Genomic DNA, 21,762 nt, shown 5'->3' with positions numbered 1-21,762 from the left:
GGTCATATGATTACCCTTTTGCAAATTAAAGAATGGTTAAGAATAGATCATGATGAAGAAGATAGTTTAATACAAAGTTTAATAGATGGTAGCACTGCGATTATTCAAAGTGCTACTGGCATTAAAAAAGAATATATAGAGTCTACTACAGATGAACGTCTAAAAAATCTATATCTAATGGTTCAAAGAATACTCATTACAGACCTTTATAGTGAAAGAGATACTGAAAATAAAGCATTAATAAGCTATTATATTCAGCTAGAAGTGGCATATAAGGGGGTCTTAAATAGTGAAACTCAACAAGTTTGATATAAAACCTCATGAGTTTAAGCATCCAATTGAAATTCAAAGACTCACACCAGGAGTTGATGAAGATAATATTCCTATAGAAGATAATTGGAATACTCTCTTCAAGACTCGTGCAAAGGTACTAAATGTAAGAGGGAATGAATATTTTGAAGCACAAGAAGTTGGATCGAAGATAGAGAAAACATTTTATATTAGAACTAGAAGAGGTAATCCAGTAACTAATTTAGATAGAGTTATATATAAAGGTATTACTTATGACATTGAATATGCAAATGACATTGAAGAGGCTGGAATTATAACAGAAATTAAGGTTAAGTTGGTGAAATAATGAGTTTAGAGATTAAGGGAATAAATTCATTGATGAATAAGCTTAATAAGTTGTCTAATATAAATACTAAAAAGGCAGTTGAAGAAGTAGCTGATACTGTGGAATTTGAAATAAGGGTAAGTGCAAGTTCGTTTTCTGATACGGAGGCAAAGTATATTGCTAAGTGTGAAGCAAGAGAAGGTGAAAGATCATACTTTGTAGATATTGGCTTAAAGAATGATAATGCACCATTTGAACTTTGGAAAGGCTTGTGGTACCAAAATTGGGGTTATTTCAACTATGGTTGGAATTTCAAAGGTCAATACTATATAAAACCTCACCAATTATGGTTTAATGAAGCAGTTAATAGAATTGAAGGGCCTACACTGCAAAAGATGAAAAGTAACCTTAGGAAAGAAATAAAAAAGGCTATGGAGTAGGAGGGTGAGTATGAATAAGTTAATTAAACAAGCATTAGATAGCATAGGAATAAAAAGCTTTTATATAACTAAAGAAAGTTATGAGGGTGAATGTGTTGTTTATAATTACATCTCAAAACCTTCTTACTATGCTGATAATAAGTTGAAAGGTATTGAGTATACAATATTACTTAATATTTACTCTAAAGCTAAAATAGAGGAAACAAAATCAAAAGTAATAAGTGCAATGAATACTTATGGAATTAGAGGTGGAGTAGCACAAAAGACAATGAAAGAAGAAAATGGCATGTATAATACTCCAATACAGTTTAATGGATTTAAGGGAGCTGAATAATAGATGGCCACTATAAAAGTAGATATAACAGGTTTCGATAAGTTTAAAAACATGGCTGAAATTATAAAAGATTTTTTAGAGGATGAAGATATACCAAAGAATATTAGAAAAAAGTATTCAAAAGAAGTGGAAGATAAAGTCTTAGGAAACTAAGGCTTTTTATTATGCAAAAATAAGGAGGAATGTATAAATGACTAGAAAAAGAACAGGGTGTAGAAATTGCATGGTAGCAGAGCAAATAAACACTGAAGGAGTAATAACCTTTGGAACTCCAGAACCAATAAAAGACTTGGAGGAATTCTCTTATAATTATAGCTATGCAGAAGGTTCAAACTATGCAGATAACAGACAAAATATATATAAGAAAAAACCTACTGGAGTAAATACTTCTTTGACTTTCTCAGATTTGTTATTAGCTATGGAAGCTAAATTGATGGGGAAAAAATATAGCAAAGGCGGAGCTAGTACAAATATAAACGACCAAGCAAAACCAGTAGCATTGTTATTTCAAGAAACCTTTGATGATGGTTCTTATATTAATAACGTTTTTTACAATGTAAAGTTATCAAAAGATGAGAGCTCAGGAAAGACAGAAGGAGAAAATATAGAATTCACTCCTACAACATTAGTTGGTAGAGGGTTACCACTTACGAACCCAAGTGGAAAAGGTGATGGAGATATAGACTTTAAAATGGATTCTGCAGATACTACTGTAGATAAAACTAAATTAGATGCTTTCTTTACAGGTGTTCAATTCTATGAAGAAACAATTTAGTTTAAAGGGCTAGTTAATTCTAGTCCTTTTTCTTTTAGAAGGAAGTGATGAAAATGGAATTAGTTAAGAAGATAAAAGAAATCAATATCGAAGGTGAAGAATTTATAATGACCTTTGATATGAGGTCTATAGCAACATATAAAGAGATAACAGGAACTAGTTTTAATAGAGGTGCTACTAAGCTATTCCAATATGATGATGAAGCTGTAATATACTTTATAGCTAGTACATTGCGAAGAAAAGAAACCCCAGATATACCTTTAGGTAATGAGGTTGTACAAGGTGATTTAATATATTTTTTATTGAATCATACAATGGATGTTATAGAGTTGATAGCTGAATCATTACCAGAAAATAAAAACTCAAAAAAAAAAAGAGAAACAGATGAAGACGTAGATCTAGATTGGATGTTTTATGCTTATACTACGATTTTAGGTAAGAATGAGGATGAATTTTGGGGAGCAACTCCAAGAAGAGTTTTTAAGCAAATAGATATTCATAAAGATGTTAATAAACCTAGAAATAAAAATAATAAGTCTAAAAATGGAGTTAATGAAGTTACTGGAGAAGTAACTAGATTAAAGGTTTTAGACTAGAAAGGAGGAAATATGGGAGAGCAACTACTCGTTACCATAGGAGCAAAAGACAGTGCTAGTACAGTTATTAAAAAGGTTAATAGTGAATTAAAGTATTTAGACAAAGAATATGGATTAGCAAAGAAAAGTTCTAAGGATTTTGAGAGTTCACAAGATGGATTAAGAACTAAATTAGATTATCTAGGCAATAAATACGAAGTAAATAAAACTAAATTACAGGCTTATAAAAATCAACTCGATAAAGCAAAAGAAAGTGTTGCTAAGAAAGAAGAAGAGCTTGAAAAACTTAAAAATGCTGAGGGTGATAATGCTGTAGCTATAGAAAAAGCTGAAAAGCAACTAGAAAAGTATAAGGATCAACTAGATAAAGCAAATAAAAATATTAATCTTACAGAAAAAGAAATGGGTAATTTAACAAAAGAGATTGATAGTACTAGTGAATCTTTAGATAATTTCAAAGTTGAGCAATTTAAAGCTAGGATGGAAGAAGTATCTCAATCGGTTCAAGATGCTGGACAAAAGATTAAGAACGTAGGACAAGGGATGTCTAATATAGGTGGAGGGTTAATGAAACTTTCTGCACCTATACTTGCTGGAAGTGTAGCTATAGGAAAAATGAATATGGATTTTGAACAAGGCATAGCTAATATAAATACATTGCTAGATGATACAACTAACCTGGATTCATATAAAAATAAAATAAAAGAATTATCAGATGATACTGGTATAAACGTTGAAATAATGACAGATGGAATGTATCAAGCAATTTCTTCATTAGGTGATGCTGGAAAGCAAACTGAGGGAATATTTGAAGTTATGGCTAAGTCCTCTAAAGCTGGAGGAGCTGAAACTTCCGACTCTGTTTCTCTGATAAGTGCAGCTATGAAAGGATATGGGGATATATCTGAAAAATCTGCACAAAAAGTAAGTGATTTAGCTTTTGTAACTGCTAAATTAGGAGTTACTACCTTTCCTGAAATGGCTAAAAGTATGCAACCTTTATTCCCGTTATCCAGTGCTCTTAATATAAGTATGGAAGACTTATTTGGTAGTATGGCTACATTGACAGGAGTAACAGGAAATACAAGTGAAGTATCAACTCAATTAAAGGCTATATTTAGTAATTTGATTAAGCCAACAAAAGCAATGGCAGAAGTTATTAAGAAATATGGATATGAGAACTCACAGGCCATGATAAAGAGTGAAGGAATGGCTGGAGTACTAGAGATACTACAAAAAGAAACTGGTGGAAGTGCTGACAAGATGGGAGCTTTGTTCTCTAGTACTGAAGCATTAACTGCAGTAACTGCTTTATGTGGAGCAAACTACAAAGATTTTATTAATAAATCTGGACAGATGAATAATGTATTAGGTGCTACAGATACAGCTATGAAGAAAGTATCTAGTACTGAAAAAGATAAATTAACTACATCTATAAATAGATTGAAGAATAGTTTTTTAGAATCTGGTGAGAAATTGACACCACTTATAGATGGCCTTTCTAATGGTATAGAAGATGTAGCTAATGCAATAGGTAAAATGAATCCAGAAGTAGTTGCATCTATAGCTAAAATAGGATTATTTACATTTGCCACAGGAGGAGCTTTAAAAGGTGTAGGAGGTCTTACACAAGGCATAGGTTCTTTAGTTATTGGAAGTGGAAAAGCTATTGGAAAGTTTGGTGAGTTCGCAGCTAAGGCAAAAACAATGGAAACTGTAAGTAGTATGGCTAGTGTTGGAGGAGTAGGAAAGCTAGGAGCTGCAATTACAGGTGTAGGTACAGCCACAACAGGAGCAACAGGAGGGGTATCTATTTTAAGCACTGGATTAAGTGCATTAGGAGGTATAGCTTTACCACTGGCAGCTACAGTGGCAGCACTAGGAGGAGCATTTTACGCCGCTCACGAGTATAACGATTTAATGAATTCTAGTGTTCTTAAATCTACAGATGAAATGTCAGCAATGGAGATAATATTAGGTAGCTTGACAGGTGCAACATTACACTCCAAAGAAGAAATGGAAAAGATGGGCTATGTATACGCTGAGTGGAATAGTGATGTAAGTCCAGAAACGCAAAAGGCATTAGACAGTATAGCAGAGAAATCTAGGAATCTACAGTTAGCAATAGATAGTGTGAACTTTGATGGCGTAATAACAAAAGAGGATATTACTATAGTTAAGACTAAAACAGATGAATGGTGTAATAGCATAATAGAAGTTATAAATAATAATAAATCTGAAATCAATAGCTCTATAGAAGGACTATTCGGTGCCGATGGAATTGTTACCGAACAAGAGCAAAAGGTATTAGATATATTAAATAATTCTAATGATGAAAAGAAAAAAATAGTTGAAGAGTCAGCGGCTAAAATTAAAGAAATAAACGAAAGAGCATCTAAAGAAAATAGAGAAATAAGTAGAGCAGAACAGGCTGTAATTAAAGGTGAAATTATAAAAGCAAATAAAGCAGTATTAGACAGCATGAATATATCAAGTGAGGAGAAATTAGCAGCTCAAAACCTTTTCTTTGAAAAGTCCAATGCGCATAGTGCAAGGGCATTATCGGAATCTATCATACAAGAAAAGACTGCTAGGGATGAGCAGATAGCTATAATTAAAGAAAAGTATGATTCAGGAATTCAGGCACTTAAGGCAAAGATAGAAGGTATGAGTGGATTAGAAAAAGAACAAGCAGAAGCTGAACTTCAAAATCAGATAGAGCAACGAGATCTGCTTATACAGAATGAAAATGAGAAATGGAATGGCATAATAGGAGCTTGTGAAGAAAAGTATCCTCAGTACATGGATAAAATAAATAAATATACTGGTGAAGAAATGAGTTTTTGGGACAGAAGAAAAAATGAAAGATTTCAGAAAGAAATTGCTAAATATGATGAAATCAATAGAATTACAGAGGACGGAACATATAGACTTTTGAACACCGAAACAAAAACATGGGATAACATAGTAGTTAAAACAGATGAAGCCACAGGAGAAATAATTGCACTTAATAAATTGAATGTTTCTGAACGTGGTATAGGGAGAGATAGTGTAGTAGGCTACAGTAAAGATATATGCAATCAGATGGATGAAGAAGTTAGAAATGCAATTAAGAATAGAAGTATTATGACAAGTATCATGAATGGTTATACAAAAGCAACTGTGGATTCTAATGGAAACATCTTAGATAGTAACAATAAAGTTATAGGCTCTTTAGATAGAATGACTACTGCCACAGATGGTACAAGACAAGGTTTTATTGATATAAATGGTACTCCGGTTAAAATAAAAACTAATGCAGATGGAACTATTAAAAATTTAAAGGAAATAAAAACAGCTATAGATAATATTCCTTTAAACAAAAATGTTACATTGACTGTAAAAGAGCAAAGATGGAGGTCTAGTGCAAGTGATGGTATAGATAGATTTTATGCTGATGGAACTAATTATGCACAGCCTGGTGTTGCCTTTGTAGCAGAAGAAGGACAAGAGTTAATTGAAAAGAATGGTACATTTTATTTAACTGGTGATGATGGACCTCAGCTCTTTAATTTTAGTGGAGGGGAAAAAGTTTATACTGCAGCACAAACAAGAGATATCTTGACTAGCGGAAGTTATTATAGTGCTGATAGTTTAGCTAGTAGAGAATTAATAAATAGCACTACTAACAACTATAGCACTTATAATAATAGTTCTATGAATACTGGAGGAATTGATTATAGTGTTATGGCACAAACAGTTGCACAGGCAGTTGCACAAGCCATACAAAACATATCTTTAACAGGTAGTGTAAAGCTAGATGATAGTTCTATTGTTGGTAAGGTTAGTAATAGTTTCGCTATGGCTGGAAGGAGGGCGAGATAATGCTTATAAATAATATAGATATTAGTGTTTTTGGAGCAAGTGTAAGTAATAAGCTCATACAACCTACAACAATTGAAATTGAAAAGATTAGAATTAAAAATAGCTTTAATCAAATAGATAGTAAAAAACAGTTTAAAAAAGTATCTATAAAATTACTATTCGAAGGTGAAAACAGGGATGTTATTAATAATAATATCTCTAATTTTATGTCTAAATTAATAAATGAAGTAGATATAAAGTTTAAGAATTTATCTCACTTTTATCATGTTTACATTGTGGATCATAATTTAGAGGACACCGATTTTGATGAATGGTTATATCTAAACATAGAACTTGTAGGATATGAGTACTCTACACAGATAGTAGAAGCCATGAACCGAATAACAACTAAGACTATAAATGTACCAGGCAACACAGAAACACCAGCTACAGTAGAAATTACTCCAAGTGTAAGCATTATAGATATAGTTTTAACGGGTTTATCTGATGAACCTATGACTATTAAAAACCTTACTGGTGGTAAAAAAGTAATCATAGATGGTGAAGAAGGAATTGTAACAGTAGATGGAGTTAATAAGTTTAATGATACTGATATGTGGGAGTTCCCAAGACTTAAATCAGGAGCAAATACTATTACAGTTAGTAGAAATAATGTAGATATAAATATTAAATATAAACCAAGATTTATTTAAGAAAGGATGATTTTAATGAAAGAAATAATTATAAATGAAGGTGGAATAGAAGTAATGGATGGAGAATTAAAGATTAGAAAAAAATAAAGGAATTACTCATATTATGTAGAAATATATTACATAAATGGGGGTGAAAAAATGAATCAACTAGAATATGAATTAAAAGATGGAAGAATAATTACAACGCCAGCTAATTTTAAATTATCAGGAATTGAAATGCTAGTACCATCAATAATTAACCTTAAAGATAATAATGGGAATTATACATTTAAGGATATGAATGGTGAACTAAAAGTTAAAGCATCTGAAATAGCAAGTGTTAAATTTATATTCTAACAAAAGAGCTTACATATGTAGGCTCTTTTTTAATATCTAAAAATGAAAGGATGATTTAAATGTTAAAAACAAATAAAAGTATTACATTAACAGGATATAGCATTATAGAAAATAAACAAGTAGCATACATGAATGCTACAATTTCCACAGATGGAGGAAATGTTGGGAGTGTAACAAGGAGCATACAAAACCAGGAATTGTATAATGCAAATAAAGCTGAAGTAAGAGCCGATATGGATAACTTTGATAAGGAGCTTTATGCTATAGAAGATGAATTAGTAGGAGGTGCTACAAGTGAAGCTTAGTAACGAAAGAATAGTAAATGATGCAAATGTACTAGGTACAATATCACAGAAGAATTTACCTATCAAGGTGAGTTATGCTATAGCAAAGAATATCTCTAAGATTGAAACAGAGATTAAAGTCTACAATAAAGAAAGACAAAAGCTTATAGAAAAGTATTCGGTGAAAGATGAAGAAGGAAAACCATTAATAGAAGATAATAATATAAGGATTGCACCAGAACATGTTGAAGATTGGAACGGAGATATTAAGGAACTTCTAGCAATAGAGAATGAGATTGATATCCACAAGTTCCATATAGATGAACTTATAAACTCTAAGTGTGATATGAGTCCAGCAGAGCTAATGTTAATAGATTATATGATAGAGGAATAAAAGTACCTCTATTAGATGGGAGGTGCTTAAATATTGTTACAATTATATGATTTAAACAAGATAAAAATAAAAGGCTTAAGGTTATATAAAGACATGAATATAGAAAGTGTATTGTCCAGTGGAGATAAGACACTTTCTTTTTTATATCCTTCCAGGCTATCCAAGGACATTAAAGAGGAATGTTATATAAGAACTAAAAAGGATGAGTTTGTAGTAAAAGAAATATCTACAAATGGGGAATGGAACTCTATAAAGGCAACTCTTAATGTAGAGAACTTAGAAGGTCAAGCATGGGAGCATTTTGATACTACAGAGAAAACTATTAGCGAATGTTTAACTCTTGCAGTAGCTGGAACTGGATGGACAGTACAAGTTAATGGAGTAAATAAGAAAAGGACTATAAGAAAAACTAATTGTAGTACCTGGGATATTATCCAACAGGCAAAGAAAACTTACTTAGTGGAAATTGAGTTTGATACACTTAATAAAAGGATAAATATAGCCCAAAAGCTTGGAAATGACAAGGGAGTCTATTTTATGGATTCTCTTAATTTACGTAATTTAGATGTTCAATCTAACTCCTATGACTTTTTTACAAGGATTATAGCCATAGGAAAAGATGACCTCAAAGTTACAGTAGAAAATTATCAGTATTCTTCTAAAAAGAAAACTTTTATATGGAAAGACGAAAGGTACACAGATATTAATTCTCTTACAGAAGATGCAACTAAAAAATTAGAGGAAATATCCAAGCCATATAAAGCTTATGGAGCTGACATAATAGACCTGGCTAATACATCTAGTAAGTATAGTATCTTAAGTTATGGACTAGGAGATACCATAACATTAATATCTAAAGATAAAGGCATTAAAGAAAAGCAGAGGATAGTTAAAATTACAGAATATCCGGAAGAACCACACCGAAACTCTTGTGAAATAGCTAATTCTATCCTAAGTTTTACAGATATACAAAAAGAATATAATGATACTGTAGACACAGTAAGTAATATTACAACAGATAATGGGACAGTAGATGGTTCAACAGTTAACAGTATAACTACAAAACAAATTAGCGATTTTGAAGCAAGTGTAGGAAAAATTACTGATTTAACTGTAGTAAATGCTAGGATAGATAATTTGTATGCAGAAAAAGCAGATGTAGGCTCTCTTAATGCAGTTTTAATAAGAGTAGGCGATCTAGAAGCTACAAAAGCTAATGTAGAAGAACTTACTGCAATTAATGCAAGTATAGTTAATCTCCAAGCTAATAAAGCTAACATAACAGACCTTACAGCCAGTGTAGGAAGAATAGAGATATTAGAGTCTAGTGTAGGAGATATACAGACCCTTGTTAATGGAAATCTTACATCTAACAATATACAATCTCTAATACTAAGTTCGGATAAAGTAACAGTAGTAAATGGTTTTATTAAAAATGCCATGATTGAGAATTTAGATGTAAGTAAGATTAATGCTGGAGATATTTCTACTAATAAATTTAGGATAAAATCCGATAATGGTGGCATTGAAATAGTAGGAGCTACACAACAATTTAAGGATAAAAATAATAGAGTTAGAATACAGATGGGACAAGATGCTCTAGGAAATTTTAATTTTATTTTACGTGGAGAAGATGGAACTACTACATTAATAGACCACACAGGTATTAAAGAAAATGCTATTGCGGATGACTTAATTAAAGGCAATATGATATCTGAAAATGCAGTAGGTGGTAAGCAGATAGATTATAATAGTTTCACAGAAGAATTCAACAAGGATACTAATACCCATACTTTAAAATCTTCTAAGGTACTGTTAGATAAAAATAATCAAACATTAGATATAGCATTTAATACACTTAGCACTACTGTTGATGGGATTGAGGTTGGTGGTAGAAATTATGTTAAAAAATTAGGTGGGGATACTTACGATTTAAATAGTATATATAGTACTGATAGGACTAATTCATCATTTGAGGTGATAAATAATAAAAAGTGTTTGAAATTTTTAGGAAGCACTCAATTAAGAATAAATAGTATAGTAATTCAACCAAATATCACATACACTTGGAGCTTTAATGTGTATACTACAGGTACGGGTACGACTATTAATTGTGTGGAATGGGATGGTACATCTTATGGTGGTAAAGCGTATAATATATCCACAACTCCAACGAAAATTTCCCATACATTCACATCAAAAAGTACTTCGATATATGAGATACTGCATATAACCGGATTGGTATCTACCAATCCTTACTATTTTTCAGACTTCAAACTTGAAAAAGGCAACAAACCTACAGATTGGACTCCAGCTCCAGAGGATATAGATGCATCTATTCAAGGTGTAAAAACCATTACAGAAAGTAATACTACTGCTTTAAATATCCAACAAGGTAAGATAAGTGCATTAATATCTAACACTACAATAGTTAAGGATGGACAGACCATACAACTTAAAGATTCTTATAATTCTACTGTGGCAACTGTAAATTCTATAAGTAATGTGATTAGTAGCCATACAAGTACTATAGATGCTTTAACTGGTAAAATTACTGGTGTAGAAACAAAGACTAATGAAGTTAGAAGAGATTTAGACGGTACAACAGCAACAGTTACAGCCCATACTGCTTCTATCAATGGTCTAAATTCAACGGTTGCTACTCAAAGTAGCAGTATAACCCAATTATCAAATCAGATATCGTTAAAAGTGGATGGCACACAAGTTACTAATATCGTTAATGGTGAGATAGATAAGATTGAAGTTGGTGGAAGGAATTTAATTAGGAATAGTAAAATAAATAGAACATCTAATCTTTATAGCTTTGAAACAAGGACATTAACTATGGATTTAGTAGAAGGAGTTGAATATACATTTTCTGTTAATGGCAGATGTGACCAACAAGCATTAGATGATGGGAAGAAACTTAGTGCTTATATATATGAACCTAACTGGCAATATCCATCTAAGGTTATAAATATATATTCCTTAACGGACACAACCGAAAAAATATCATTTGTGTCAGCTTGGTCAGGTCAGGCAAGGGTTGGGTTTTATTTACACCCAAGTGGTGGTAGTAGATTAGGAACTGTAACAGTTAATTGGGCTAAATTAGAACAAGGCAACAAACCTACTGATTGGACTCCAGCACCAGAGGATATAGATGATTCAATCACCGCCGTAGGTGATAGAGTAACTATTGTGTCAAACAAAGCAGCGTCAATAGAAACTACTTTAAACGGTATAACAAGTAGAGTTAGTAATGTTGAAACTACTACTAACACAATAAACGGAGATTTAAAAAGTCTTACAACTAGAATGACAAATGCTGAACAAAAGATTACAGACAGCTCCATAATATCCACAGTAAGTAACACTGTTTATGATTTGGCTAAAGCAATGGGTGATGGTGTTATGTTATATCCAGATGCGTCATTCACGACCGGAACCAATGGAATGACAAAATATAATAATTCTGGTGGAATAGACGTTGTGTTAAATAGGATATTAAAACCAACGGATTGTCCTACAACTTCCACTCATTGTATTGAGATAAAGGTGATTGGTACAAATACAAGTCCTGGATTAGGCGGGTTTTATTTTGGAAATACGGCTAGACCAAATGCTATATTCATATTAAAAATGACGGCTAAAATTCCAGTAGGAAGTAAATTAATGTTTGCATCTAACGCCTATGGAACTGGTGGAAGTGCTAAATGGCTAACAAGTAATGAGGGTACTGGAAAATGGCAAGAATATATTCATAAAGTTACTTGTGGTAGTGAAGGAACTTTCTCAACAACAAACTACTTCTATATAGATAAGGGCGATATACCTTTTATGTGGAGAATAGCTTCAGCGACTATTTATGATATTACAGATACAGCAGATTTAAATATGAGAATTAATAGTGCAGAGCAGAAAATTACTGATAATGCTATCGTAAGTACAGTTAGAAGTTCTACGTATTATAAAAATGATTTAACAGGAAAGGTTTCTTCTAATGCTATTATTTCTTGCATTAATCAAACTGCTGAAGCTATAAAAATAAGTGCTAGTAAAATAAATCTTACTGGATATGTTACCATGATGAACCTAAGTACAGCTGGTCAAACAATTATTGATGGTGGAAACATTAAAACAAATACAATATCTTTAGAGCGTTTAAAATCTGCGACGAATAACCCTATTATAAGATTATTTGGCAATTGTAGTTTGGATGCAACTGCAAATATGGAACAAGGCATAGGTACTGCAGTAAGACTTAAGTGGGATAATGAAAACTATATGTTAATTTCTACAATTTCTACAGATTTATATCAGGGTGGTAGTGCTAGATATAGGTTTTATCCTAATTATTTGGATTGCAAACCAACTACAATTTATCTTGCAGACCAATGCAGAATAGATGCCAGTTCTGGCACATTAAGAATGTACATTTCCAAAACTGGAGATACAGGAATAAGAATTTCTCCAAATGGAACAGTGGTTTTTCTAGTAGACGGTATTGCTAAACATACATTTAACCCATCCGGAACAAAAGCTGGAGGAACTATAGTTGTAGATGGTGCTAATTTAGGAATGAGTCCAATAGATTCTCCTAAAATATTATTAGAAGATGTGTTATTTAATGTTGATGTGCAAGAGCAAGGAACTGAAGTATTACTAGATAGTACATTCTTAAAGACAATTTCTACTTATGCAGTATTTTGTAGCAATCCTAGAGTCACTATAGTTTCAAAGGATAGAACTAGCTTTTATGTACAAGGATATACCGGAAAAGTTGATTTTAGAGTAATAGGATATCGTATTGGGTATGAAGAACAATATTATCAAGTTGTTGGTTAAGAGATTAGAGAAATCTAGTCTCTCTTATTATGTAAAAAGGAAGGTGTAAGATGAGTGAAGCTGATGCAATACAAGAGGTGAGAGAGAGTTTAATAGAGATAAAAGGCTTGCTTAAAAATATGAATGATACCAATGAACTTAAACTTAAAAACTTTGAGGAAAAGTTAAAGGTTGCAAACAATAGAATTTCAGATTTAGAAGATGCTAATAGATGGTTATGGAGAGCAGTTGCTGGAGCTTTAATAAGTGCAGTAATTGCTTTTTTAATTAATTTTAAATAAGAAGGAGAGATAATTATGGAGTTTATTAATTACATTACAGAAAATGCTTTAATTTTAATACCAGTACTTTATATTATAGGTATGATTTTAAAAGGAATTGAAAAAATAAAAGATAAATATATACCATTAATACTATTACCTATAGGTATGGGTTTAGCTATGGCACTTATGGGCATTAATATAAATGCTATAATTCAAGGAATTTTAGTAGTTGGAGTTAGTGTTTATACCAATCAACTTGTAAAACAAATTAATAAGTAGTTTACAGAGTGGGAGCAATCTCACTCTTTTATATTTAAGGAGGAATGGATTATGAAATTAAGAGGTATAGACGTATCACATCACCAAGGGACTATTGATTGGGATAAGGTTAAAAGTCAGATAGATTATGCAATCTTGAGTGTAGGATATGGTGATAACATAACAAGCCAGGATGACAAGCAATTCCATAGAAATGCTAAAGAATGTACAAGACTTGGAATACCATTTGGAGTTTATATTTATTCTTATGCAACCTCGATAACACAAGCTAAGTCTGAGGCAGATCATGTATTAAGATTATTAAAAGGTTATAAATTAGATTATCCAGTTTATTATGATTTGGAAGATGCAAATACAACAGGAAAGTGTTCGAATAAATTAATTGCAGATATGGCGGAGGTATTTTGTAATGCTATAGAAAAGGCTGGTTATTGGGCTGGAATTTATGCTAATACATCATGGTTCACTAATAAGCTAACAGATAGTAGATTTAGTAAATGGGTTAAGTGGGTAGCACAATATAATGCAACTTGTACCTATAAGGGTAAACATGATATGTGGCAATATGCTAGTGATGGAAGAGTAAATGGTATTAGTGGAAATGTAGATATGAACTATTGCTATGTTGATTATCCTGGATTAATTAACCCTAAAGCTAATATAAATAAACCAGCAAAACAAAAACCTAGTACAGATAGCAAAGAGGAAAATAAAATGGATTACATTATACAATATTCAAATGCAACAGACCAGGCTATAGCTGAGGTAATGGCTGATAGATTAAACTGTCCAACAATAAACTGTTTAAGACCATATGCACATTATGGACAATATAAAACAGTTATTGCAGTAGGAGAGGCTAAGAATAAGAGTGGTTATACTAATGTACTTATCAAGGGCAAGGATAGGGAAGAAACTTTAGATAAGGCAATTGCATACTGCAAGAAGTTAGGAAGATAGATTTAAAGGGTAGTGAGGTAAAACTTGCTACCCTTATTTTTTATGGATAAATATACTAAGAAAAATTATGGATAAAAAGAAATATAATACAAATAATAATACCTATATAATTTAAGGGGTATAAAGTCATGAAAACAGTTAGTGGGATTTCTCAGTTATCTATGGAAAAGAGTGGTGTTTATATTATAGTATGTACTGCTAATAATAAGTTTTATATTGGATCATGCGAATGTTTGGGTGGAAGATTTGAACAACAAGATTCAAAATTTGCAACAGACGAAATGGAAGAAGATGCTAAAAAATATGGCAGTGATAGTTTCATGTTTGATGTATTATGTACTTGCAATTATAAAATTACTACATTAGTAGAAAATTATTATATAAAAAAATATGAAGCTATAAAAAAAGGTTACAATAAAATTAATGCTCCTAAGAACCTTAAAGAGGGAAGTGGCAAGTTTGAGTTCATATTTAAAACAGGAAAAGATTGCCTGGATGAAGAAATTAGGTTAGATTATGAAAATAATAAACTATTAGATATATTGATGGTTGATATGTTTGACTATCAAAATAGCAAGAATAAAATTATTATATCTTTAGATGAACTTTTAGCAATTTTAAAATTAGATTTTAAGGTTGATTTAAGCGAGAATATTAAACCGATATTTTATGTTATTCATAAGCTAGACTTAGATATTTATGTGAAAAATAATGAAAATGACGTATATATAATAAGTGGAAAAGAAATATTTAACTTTTTAGATAGAAATAGAATGTATAGCTTATTAAGAACAGATAAAAAAATTGACCAAAAGCTAAAGATAGATATTTGTACACCGTTTAATCTTAATAATATTTTTGTTAAGTGCCCCAAACTTCATAAAGATTTTAAATACAATGTTAATTATAAGGATAGTAATGAATTTAAAAGTAAATACAATATTATTGATATAAGGTACACGCATTATTTGGATACAGAATATAGTTCTAATAGGTGGCAATATAAATTAATACCATATTGCGGTAAAGTTAGTAGGCGTTAAAAAATACCTACTAACTTATTTTATTATAAACATTAACACCAACACCATAAAGAAAGATAATATCCCAAGTATAGATCCTAAAGTTAAAATTATTCTAGTTATAGATTTCAATATTTCCATGTAAATCACCTCGTTTGAAAATATTGACAAGTTGTGAATATATTATACAATGTAAATATAATAGAAATTTATGGGGGTTAATCATGAAAAAGTTTTTAAGTATATTATTATGTGGAGTAATGATATTAGGGTTAGTTGGATGCGGAACAAAAGAAGAGAAGAAAGTTGAAAGCACAAATAAAAGTCCAGAGGTTAAAATCGAATCACCTTCCAGTACAGATAAAAAGGAAGATGAAGTTGTTGAAAAAGAGTATTACAAAGCTGGAGAAGTTATAGAAATATCCAGTGAGAAGGGTAAATACAAATTCACTATATTAGGAGCTAAGTTATTACCATCTACAGACTACAGAGAAAAAGTAGTACAAGTTAAATACCAATATGAAAATATTGATTTTAATGGAACAAGTAATCTGAATGGAGAAGATGTAACAGGAGTAGTAACTATAGATGCTCCACAAGCTCTGAAAGTTAAGGACTCTGAACAAAATATTTTACAACCAATGACACAAGCTTGGGCAGGTGAATGGAAAGAACCTATACCAGCAGCGTTTGGAGAAAAATGTGTAGTAGAACATACCTTTGAAGTTGAAGAAAATTCAAAGCTTGAAAAAATATATGTAACATTTAGTAGAGCTGATAGGGATTATGAATTAATTGTAGAAGAATAATTATAAAAGGCCAGGGAGTTCCTGGTCTTATTTTATTTAAAGGAAATTTATTACATGTGTAGAATACAATATATTGAGGTGGTGTTATGGCAAAGAAAGTAGGAAAATACAAATATGAAAAAGCAGAAGTTACCTTCAATATAGAGAATGAATTGGATATGGATATATATAAATTCTTATTAGAAAACAGTAAAGTAATAGGTAAAAGTAACTATTTAAAACAATTAGTATATGAAAAGATGCTTAAGAGTAGAGAATAAATCTACTCTTATTTTTTATAAAAATTTATGATATTTTAGGAAACTTTCCTAAACATGTGCATATAGATATATTAAGAAGTAAGAAAGTGGAGGAAGTTATGGTAAATAAGATTACAGTTTCATTTAAAAGTACCACCAAAGATATGAAATTATTCGTAACAGTTAATAGCCAAGAGGAGAAATCAGATTTTGTTAAGAAAGCTTTAGAGTATTATATTAAGCATTTAGATAAGGAGAATATTCAATGTTTGGATTAGATTTATTGATTCTCAATGGCATAAAAAACCTAGCAATTTTTACGGGAACTTTAAAGGAAGGATTAATTATATTAACTGGAATAATTACTTATAGTATATCAGCAGTAAAAGTGGAGAGGAGGAATAATGAATGATTACTGAATTTGTTGTGGCTGGTGCGGGTGTGGCACTATATAGAAACCTAGACAAAATTAAGCTAAGGAAGAAATGGAAACAGATTACCTACTCTAAAAGTCAATTTACTAACAACCTTGAAAAAACTCTTAAGATATGGAGAATAGACCGAACTCCTTATGGATACGACATAATTACTGAGTTGCCCTATGGATATACATTTGAAAATCTTAATAGAGATATAGATATATTCAAAGAAGGGTTACAATTTCAAAGTATCCAATTGAGCCAAGTTAATAACATGGTGATTATGAATTGTGTAGCTCACTACAAGTTTAAAGACTATGTGTCAATGCAATTACCTCCTAATAAAATATTAATTGCAGATGGTCTTATTAAGCCAATTATAGTAGATATGAACAAGTTCCCTCACATGCTTATTGGTGGAGATACTGGAACAGGAAAATCAAGGATACTATTGCTTATACTAACCAACTTAATAAAGTATTGTGGATATATAGATTTACACTTACTCCAGATTCGCAAAAATGACTTAGGGGTATTTCAAAATTGTGCACAAGTAAAAACATACTCCAAGACATTAGAAGAAGTTCTACAAGCGTTAGATGGCATAGATAAAGAATGTAGAAGAAGAGAAAAGCTAATAGATAATACTAAAGGTTACTATAATATTGAGGATTATAACAAAGATAATGAAGATAAACTTAAATATACTTATGTTGTAGTAGAGGAGTTTAGCTTTCTTAACATAAGTCGAGGAGATAGTAAGGAAGAGAAAGCACTAAAAACTAAATGTCTAAAACATTTAAAGATGATAGTTAATGTAGGTAGAAGTAGTGGTGTATTCTTAATTACTGCATTACAAAAGCCAACTTCAGACAGTATACCAACGGATATAAAAGCTCAACTATGTACCAGGATAAGTTTAAAAATAGCAGATGGCCCAGCAGCTAAAGTTATTTTAGGAAATGAAAATGCAACTAAATTAGGTAATAGAGAAATTATATGTAGGACTCTAGAAGAGGAAAAAGGATATAGCTTTACCATGGATCATAACATGGTTATGGAAAACATTAAGGATAGAATAGTAGAAAAGAAGATAGAGAAACCAAAGGAAGTTATCGAATGTGACCTAAGTAATATTTTGGAGATTCTAAATGGAATTAACGGATAGAGATATTCAAATTATTAATTTTATTACTGAGAATACAGGAGCAACCATAGGACAATTACAAGAGTTATTTTTTCCTAGTTATTCAATGGCAGCTAAAAGATTAAAAATACTTGCAAATAATAAATATATTAAAGAAACCATACATCCTACACTAGGTAAGAAGGTTTATTATATAAAGAAAATACCCTCTTTTCATACACTGGTTTTAACGGATATCTTAGTTGAACTTAAAGACCGAGTCACCTATATGAAAAGAGAGTATGAAATAAATAAAAAATTTATTGACTGTATATTTATATTAAAAAATGGGCAAATTATAACCGTAGAAGTAGATATTTTTAATAGGACAAAAGAAGAAAAATTACTCAGTATTTATGAGGAATTGAGCAAAACAAATGCTCCTGTGACAATGCTAGTTATAAGCAAACATAAACGTCGTGTCGGGCTAGGCGAGAAGAAAAATAAAAATATTAAAAACATAAGAATAGAAGAAATTAAGGAAGTACTAAAGAAAATATAGTAAGTATCATGAAATAAACTAAAGATGAAACCCTAGTAATATACCCAACTAAATTCACTTTACCTATCCATATCGTTGGATAGGTTTTTTTATATACTTTTGGAGAGAACGGGAGGTCGTAAGAGTATGATGAAACGAACACACATAGCTATAGGTGTAGCTGCTACATTACCAATAATATTAAATAATCCAATATCAGCAATAGGAGTGTTAGGATCTGTTGTTCCGGATTGGGATTATCTTTTAGGAATAAGACATAGAACGTATACACACTCACTATTAGTATTAATTATAAGTAGTATTTCTATACTAATCTTAAATAAGTGGATAGCTCTAGTATGGTTTATTAATTTTGCATTGCATCTAGTAGCAGATAGTTTTACCAAGATGGGAACACCATATTTATATCCATGGCGAAAGAATTACTATGGATATAAATTAATTAAGACTAGAGGTGCAGAGGATTATTTTATACAAGCACTAGCTATAGCTTTTATAATGTTTGTTTATGTAACATAAAAGACTAAGGAAATTAAACCTTAGCCTTTCTAAAATGTTTTCTATAAACTTTCATGCAGTCATTTATATATAATTCTAATTCTTTATCATTTTTAAAATTCTCTTTTATATCAGTTATACCCAAGAGATAATCTGCAGATACATTCAATATGGTAGTTAGTTTAATTAAATCTCCTATACCAGGTTCATTTACCCCATTTTCCCAGTGGGAGATAGCTTGTCTAGACATATTCAATTTATTAGCGAGTTCTTCCTGTGTCATTTTTAATTCTGTTCTCAACTCTTTTATTCTATCACCTATCATAACAATTCCTCCTAGGCATATTTTACCAAGGGGAAATTATCTTGTCTTCAAATGATATAAAACGTATAATTATATTGTAAAACGCTATTATAACGATACTAGTTTGACATTTTAAAAACAACAAGAGTTTGTTATGAAGCAATATTGACGCACAATATATTATAAAATATGTTATAATATAGAAAATAAAATAATAAAAAACCAGGATAGAGCAGCGTCGAAACTGAAAACTCTAACCTGGCCAAGCAGAATACTTACGTATCCTAATAGGATAATAACATATAATGTTATTGTTGTAAAGTATTCTCTTTTATCAAAAGGAGGATAGTAATGTTTACAAATGAGATTTTACCACCAGGTGAAAAGGTTAAAAAAATTAGAAAGGTTATAGGTGCAAGTCAGCAAGATATTGCTGGTAATCAAATTACTAGAAATCTTATATCACAAATTGAAAATGGTAAAACCAATTTAGTATTATCTACTGCTGAAATTATTTGCAATAACATAAAAATGTTTATGAAGAACAATGTTAATAATAGTATTAAAAATTTATATATTACTCCAGAATTGTTACTGGAAGATGAAGAAATACAAGCTAATAGGATAGCAGAAAGTTATTTGAAAGAACTAAGGATGCTGAAATTAGAAGAACATAACAATACAATTGTAAAAGATAAATTAGTAGAAATAGAAAACTTCTTAAAAAAATGGAGAGTTGACTTTAAAAAAGAAGTTGAAATTTACGAACTAATGAGTTCAATTTTATTTAAATTAGACCAACCTTGTGAGTCAGTGCATAAAATACAAACTGCAATTGACTTAGCAATGAAATATAATTTATATAAAGATGCTGTAAAATTAATGATTACTTCAAGTAAGATGTTATATGAGAGTGGAGGATCACAATTAGAAACAGTTCGAAATATTAATATTGCTTTAAATCTATACAATGAAAGCAATATATCAAGCCCGGATTTACTTAAAAATATATATTTTAATTTATCAGTCCTCTATTCGGAGTTAGATATGTATGATACTAGTTTAGAATATTTAAATAAATTAATTAGTGATTTTAAATTAAGTATAAAAGAAGAGTTGGACATTAATCTATTAAAGGCAAATTGCTATGAAGATACAAAGCAATTTAAACAAGCAGAAAAACTATATTTAGAAATTCTAGATATCTCACTTAAGCATTCATGCAATATAACAACAAGCAAAATATACAATAGTCTAGGGAGCCTTTATCAAGTGATGGGTGATAAAGAAAATAGTGTAAAGTATATAAATATTTCTCTTAATATAAAAAATGATATTGAACCCCAGTATTATGCTAGAACACTATATTATGCTGTAGACAACTTTATTGAAATGGACTGCTATGAGCTCATACAAAAATATTATAATACAGCACTAAATTATCTAGAAAAAATAAAGAATAAAAACCTATATTACAAATTAATTGTTAAGCTATATGATTATTTTAATAATAAAAAGAAGTATGAAGTAGTTTTCAATCTATTAAGAAAGATAGAAATTAGCATAAAAACTAAAATAATTACAGAGAAAGATACTATAAATTTATTTTTTGTAACTAGCCATAAATTTAAAAATGATAACAAGATAAAAAGTGATGAACTGTTTGAAAAAGGTATAGAGTTGTTAAAGTTTTTCTAACCATATATATAGAAATATGTTAAAATATTAATAAATATAAAAATATTTATAAAAAAGTAAGTGAAAAAAATGCAACACGCTTACTATCTAATATTTTGAAGGAGATGAAGGTATGAAAAAAAGAACGATTTCTTTATTATTTGCTTGCGTAATGCTTTTAGGATTTATAGGCACAGTAACAACAAATGTTAAATCAAGTGATAGACCTGGTTTATGGGGGATATATGAAACTCAATCAAGCGATAGACCCGACCTATGGGGTATGCAAAAAATGGTAGGGGATAGACCGGATTTATGGTAATTATATAAGTATCAAATTGATTTATTTTAATGAATTTTGAAACAACATAATACCACAATGAAAAAGTAAGTGAGGATAACCATTTAATGGCTAATTCGCTTAC

General features: G+C 30.5%; 27 protein-coding genes. 26 read left to right on the top strand and 1 reads right to left on the bottom strand.

Features of this window, described 5'->3' with window-relative positions:
* The first annotated feature begins 6 nt into the window (after window positions 1-6).
* The 24 genes from B2694_RS01870 to B2694_RS01755 all read left to right on the top strand — a co-directional run bounded on the left by B2694_RS01870 (window position 7) and on the right by B2694_RS01755 (window position 19,377).
* On the top strand, window positions 7-309 hold the full coding sequence (locus tag B2694_RS01870) for a head-tail connector protein (RefSeq protein ID WP_346884318.1): 303 nt from the start codon (window positions 7-9) through the stop codon (window positions 307-309).
* The gene (locus B2694_RS01865) at window positions 290-637 is read left to right on the top strand and encodes a phage head closure protein (RefSeq protein ID WP_346884317.1); all 348 of its coding nucleotides are present in this window, start codon (window positions 290-292) and stop codon (window positions 635-637) included. The genes B2694_RS01870 and B2694_RS01865 overlap by 20 nt, the downstream gene beginning before the upstream one ends.
* On the top strand, window positions 637-1,056 hold the full coding sequence (locus B2694_RS01860; RefSeq protein ID WP_346884316.1) for a hypothetical protein: 420 nt from the start codon (window positions 637-639) through the stop codon (window positions 1,054-1,056). Before B2694_RS01865 ends, B2694_RS01860 begins: the two co-directional genes overlap by 1 nt.
* A gap of 10 nt (window positions 1,057-1,066) precedes the next feature.
* Window positions 1,067-1,390: a hypothetical protein gene (locus tag B2694_RS01855; RefSeq protein ID WP_346884315.1), complete on the top strand. Its 324-nt coding sequence runs from the start codon at window positions 1,067-1,069 to the stop codon at window positions 1,388-1,390.
* 3 nt (window positions 1,391-1,393) lie between these two features.
* The gene (locus B2694_RS01850; protein ID WP_346884314.1) at window positions 1,394-1,543 is read left to right on the top strand and encodes a hypothetical protein; all 150 of its coding nucleotides are present in this window, start codon (window positions 1,394-1,396) and stop codon (window positions 1,541-1,543) included.
* A gap of 37 nt (window positions 1,544-1,580) precedes the next feature.
* Window positions 1,581-2,165 carry a major tail protein gene (locus B2694_RS01845; RefSeq protein WP_346884313.1) on the top strand — a complete coding sequence of 195 codons (585 nt, stop codon included), beginning with the start codon at window positions 1,581-1,583 and terminating at the stop codon, window positions 2,163-2,165.
* Between the two features lie 53 nt (window positions 2,166-2,218).
* Window positions 2,219-2,761 (top strand): hypothetical protein, encoded by a 543-nt coding sequence (locus tag B2694_RS01840; RefSeq protein WP_346884312.1) that lies wholly within the window; start codon window positions 2,219-2,221, stop codon window positions 2,759-2,761.
* Between the two features lie 12 nt (window positions 2,762-2,773).
* Complete coding sequence (locus B2694_RS01835; protein WP_346884311.1) at window positions 2,774-6,625, top strand: phage tail tape measure protein; 3,852 nt, start codon at window positions 2,774-2,776, stop codon at window positions 6,623-6,625.
* On the top strand, window positions 6,625-7,317 hold the full coding sequence (locus B2694_RS01830; protein ID WP_346884310.1) for a phage distal tail protein: 693 nt from the start codon (window positions 6,625-6,627) through the stop codon (window positions 7,315-7,317). The genes B2694_RS01835 and B2694_RS01830 overlap by 1 nt, the downstream gene beginning before the upstream one ends.
* Before the next feature lie 138 nt (window positions 7,318-7,455).
* Complete coding sequence (locus tag B2694_RS01825; RefSeq protein WP_346884309.1) at window positions 7,456-7,653, top strand: hypothetical protein; 198 nt, start codon at window positions 7,456-7,458, stop codon at window positions 7,651-7,653.
* A 59-nt stretch (window positions 7,654-7,712) separates the two neighbouring features.
* Entirely contained in the window at window positions 7,713-7,958 is a 246-nt protein-coding gene (locus B2694_RS01820) for a hypothetical protein (protein WP_346884308.1), read from the top strand.
* Complete coding sequence (locus tag B2694_RS01815) at window positions 7,948-8,331, top strand: hypothetical protein (RefSeq protein ID WP_346884307.1); 384 nt, start codon at window positions 7,948-7,950, stop codon at window positions 8,329-8,331. Before B2694_RS01820 ends, B2694_RS01815 begins: the two co-directional genes overlap by 11 nt.
* 33 nt (window positions 8,332-8,364) lie before the next feature.
* The gene (locus B2694_RS01810; protein WP_346884306.1) at window positions 8,365-13,179 is read left to right on the top strand and encodes a phage tail spike protein; all 4,815 of its coding nucleotides are present in this window, start codon (window positions 8,365-8,367) and stop codon (window positions 13,177-13,179) included.
* Between the two features lie 50 nt (window positions 13,180-13,229).
* Entirely contained in the window at window positions 13,230-13,460 is a 231-nt protein-coding gene (locus B2694_RS01805) for a hemolysin XhlA family protein (RefSeq protein WP_150844901.1), read from the top strand.
* 15 nt (window positions 13,461-13,475) lie between these two features.
* Window positions 13,476-13,721, top strand: coding sequence for a phage holin family protein (locus B2694_RS01800; RefSeq protein ID WP_346884305.1), 246 nt, complete (start codon window positions 13,476-13,478; stop codon window positions 13,719-13,721).
* Between the two features lie 51 nt (window positions 13,722-13,772).
* A complete protein-coding gene (locus tag B2694_RS01795; protein WP_346884304.1) occupies window positions 13,773-14,681 on the top strand; it encodes a glycoside hydrolase family 25 protein in 909 nt (302 codons plus the stop codon).
* Between the two features lie 128 nt (window positions 14,682-14,809).
* Complete coding sequence (locus B2694_RS01790) at window positions 14,810-15,724, top strand: GIY-YIG nuclease family protein (RefSeq protein WP_346884303.1); 915 nt, start codon at window positions 14,810-14,812, stop codon at window positions 15,722-15,724.
* Window positions 15,725-15,927: 203 nt separating this feature from the next.
* Entirely contained in the window at window positions 15,928-16,512 is a 585-nt protein-coding gene (locus B2694_RS01785; protein WP_346884302.1) for a hypothetical protein, read from the top strand.
* A gap of 86 nt (window positions 16,513-16,598) precedes the next feature.
* Window positions 16,599-16,772, top strand: a complete 174-nt coding sequence (locus tag B2694_RS01780) for a hypothetical protein (protein ID WP_346884301.1) — start codon at window positions 16,599-16,601, stop codon at window positions 16,770-16,772.
* A 98-nt stretch (window positions 16,773-16,870) separates the two neighbouring features.
* Window positions 16,871-17,029 carry a hypothetical protein gene (locus tag B2694_RS01775; protein WP_346884300.1) on the top strand — a complete coding sequence of 53 codons (159 nt, stop codon included), beginning with the start codon at window positions 16,871-16,873 and terminating at the stop codon, window positions 17,027-17,029.
* Complete coding sequence (locus tag B2694_RS01770) at window positions 17,017-17,163, top strand: hypothetical protein (protein ID WP_346884299.1); 147 nt, start codon at window positions 17,017-17,019, stop codon at window positions 17,161-17,163. Before B2694_RS01775 ends, B2694_RS01770 begins: the two co-directional genes overlap by 13 nt.
* On the top strand, window positions 17,160-18,338 hold the full coding sequence (locus B2694_RS01765) for an FtsK/SpoIIIE domain-containing protein (RefSeq protein WP_346884298.1): 1,179 nt from the start codon (window positions 17,160-17,162) through the stop codon (window positions 18,336-18,338). The genes B2694_RS01770 and B2694_RS01765 overlap by 4 nt, the downstream gene beginning before the upstream one ends.
* Window positions 18,322-18,858, top strand: coding sequence for a hypothetical protein (locus B2694_RS01760; RefSeq protein ID WP_346884297.1), 537 nt, complete (start codon window positions 18,322-18,324; stop codon window positions 18,856-18,858). Before B2694_RS01765 ends, B2694_RS01760 begins: the two co-directional genes overlap by 17 nt.
* A gap of 126 nt (window positions 18,859-18,984) precedes the next feature.
* A complete protein-coding gene (locus B2694_RS01755) occupies window positions 18,985-19,377 on the top strand; it encodes a metal-dependent hydrolase (RefSeq protein WP_346884296.1) in 393 nt (130 codons plus the stop codon).
* A gap of 13 nt (window positions 19,378-19,390) precedes the next feature.
* Here B2694_RS01755 and B2694_RS01750 read toward each other — a convergent pair whose 3' ends face one another.
* On the bottom strand, window positions 19,391-19,681 hold the full coding sequence (locus B2694_RS01750; protein WP_346884295.1) for a helix-turn-helix transcriptional regulator: 291 nt from the start codon (window positions 19,679-19,681) through the stop codon (window positions 19,391-19,393).
* A 330-nt stretch (window positions 19,682-20,011) separates the two neighbouring features.
* On the opposite strand from B2694_RS01750, the gene B2694_RS01745 reads away from it, so the two are divergent.
* Together B2694_RS01745 and B2694_RS01740 are read left to right on the top strand one after the other, a co-directional pair.
* Window positions 20,012-21,358: a helix-turn-helix transcriptional regulator gene (locus tag B2694_RS01745; protein ID WP_346884294.1), complete on the top strand. Its 1,347-nt coding sequence runs from the start codon at window positions 20,012-20,014 to the stop codon at window positions 21,356-21,358.
* Window positions 21,359-21,470: 112 nt separating this feature from the next.
* The gene (locus B2694_RS01740; RefSeq protein WP_346884293.1) at window positions 21,471-21,659 is read left to right on the top strand and encodes a hypothetical protein; all 189 of its coding nucleotides are present in this window, start codon (window positions 21,471-21,473) and stop codon (window positions 21,657-21,659) included.
* Window positions 21,660-21,762 lie beyond the last annotated feature (103 nt).

The sequence above is a fragment of the Clostridium sp. UBA4395 genome (assembly GCF_002390995.1).
Lineage (GTDB): Bacteria > Bacillota > Clostridia > Clostridiales > Clostridiaceae > Clostridium_J > Clostridium_J sulfidigenes.
Note: the sequence above shows the minus strand (reverse complement) of the source record. Positions and strands in the feature narration are given on the sequence as shown.

Bases quoted from the DNA above. Each gene is read 5' to 3' on its own strand.
- B2694_RS01740 (WP_346884293.1), top strand. From the start codon at position 21,471: ATGAAAAAAAGAACGATTTCTTTATTATTTGCTTGCGTAATGCTTTTA.
- B2694_RS01870 (WP_346884318.1), top strand. From the start codon at position 7: ATGATTACCCTTTTGCAAATTAAAGAATGGTTAAGAATAGATCATGAT.
- B2694_RS01845 (WP_346884313.1), top strand. From the start codon at position 1,581: ATGACTAGAAAAAGAACAGGGTGTAGAAATTGCATGGTAGCAGAGCAA.
- B2694_RS01830 (WP_346884310.1), top strand. From the start codon at position 6,625: ATGCTTATAAATAATATAGATATTAGTGTTTTTGGAGCAAGTGTAAGT.
- B2694_RS01795 (WP_346884304.1), top strand. From the start codon at position 13,773: ATGAAATTAAGAGGTATAGACGTATCACATCACCAAGGGACTATTGAT.
- B2694_RS01755 (WP_346884296.1), top strand. From the start codon at position 18,985: ATGATGAAACGAACACACATAGCTATAGGTGTAGCTGCTACATTACCA.
- B2694_RS01825 (WP_346884309.1), top strand. From the start codon at position 7,456: ATGAATCAACTAGAATATGAATTAAAAGATGGAAGAATAATTACAACG.
- B2694_RS01805 (WP_150844901.1), top strand. From the start codon at position 13,230: ATGAGTGAAGCTGATGCAATACAAGAGGTGAGAGAGAGTTTAATAGAG.
- B2694_RS01750 (WP_346884295.1), bottom strand. From the start codon at position 19,681: ATGATAGGTGATAGAATAAAAGAGTTGAGAACAGAATTAAAAATGACA.
- B2694_RS01760 (WP_346884297.1), top strand. From the start codon at position 18,322: ATGGAATTAACGGATAGAGATATTCAAATTATTAATTTTATTACTGAG.
- B2694_RS01780 (WP_346884301.1), top strand. From the start codon at position 16,599: ATGGCAAAGAAAGTAGGAAAATACAAATATGAAAAAGCAGAAGTTACC.
- B2694_RS01850 (WP_346884314.1), top strand. From the start codon at position 1,394: ATGGCCACTATAAAAGTAGATATAACAGGTTTCGATAAGTTTAAAAAC.
- B2694_RS01860 (WP_346884316.1), top strand. From the start codon at position 637: ATGAGTTTAGAGATTAAGGGAATAAATTCATTGATGAATAAGCTTAAT.
- B2694_RS01790 (WP_346884303.1), top strand. From the start codon at position 14,810: ATGAAAACAGTTAGTGGGATTTCTCAGTTATCTATGGAAAAGAGTGGT.
- B2694_RS01775 (WP_346884300.1), top strand. From the start codon at position 16,871: ATGGTAAATAAGATTACAGTTTCATTTAAAAGTACCACCAAAGATATG.
- B2694_RS01765 (WP_346884298.1), top strand. From the start codon at position 17,160: ATGATTACTGAATTTGTTGTGGCTGGTGCGGGTGTGGCACTATATAGA.
- B2694_RS01745 (WP_346884294.1), top strand. From the start codon at position 20,012: ATGTTTACAAATGAGATTTTACCACCAGGTGAAAAGGTTAAAAAAATT.
- B2694_RS01840 (WP_346884312.1), top strand. From the start codon at position 2,219: ATGGAATTAGTTAAGAAGATAAAAGAAATCAATATCGAAGGTGAAGAA.
- B2694_RS01800 (WP_346884305.1), top strand. From the start codon at position 13,476: ATGGAGTTTATTAATTACATTACAGAAAATGCTTTAATTTTAATACCA.
- B2694_RS01820 (WP_346884308.1), top strand. From the start codon at position 7,713: ATGTTAAAAACAAATAAAAGTATTACATTAACAGGATATAGCATTATA.
- B2694_RS01835 (WP_346884311.1), top strand. From the start codon at position 2,774: ATGGGAGAGCAACTACTCGTTACCATAGGAGCAAAAGACAGTGCTAGT.
- B2694_RS01785 (WP_346884302.1), top strand. From the start codon at position 15,928: ATGAAAAAGTTTTTAAGTATATTATTATGTGGAGTAATGATATTAGGG.
- B2694_RS01770 (WP_346884299.1), top strand. From the start codon at position 17,017: ATGTTTGGATTAGATTTATTGATTCTCAATGGCATAAAAAACCTAGCA.
- B2694_RS01855 (WP_346884315.1), top strand. From the start codon at position 1,067: ATGAATAAGTTAATTAAACAAGCATTAGATAGCATAGGAATAAAAAGC.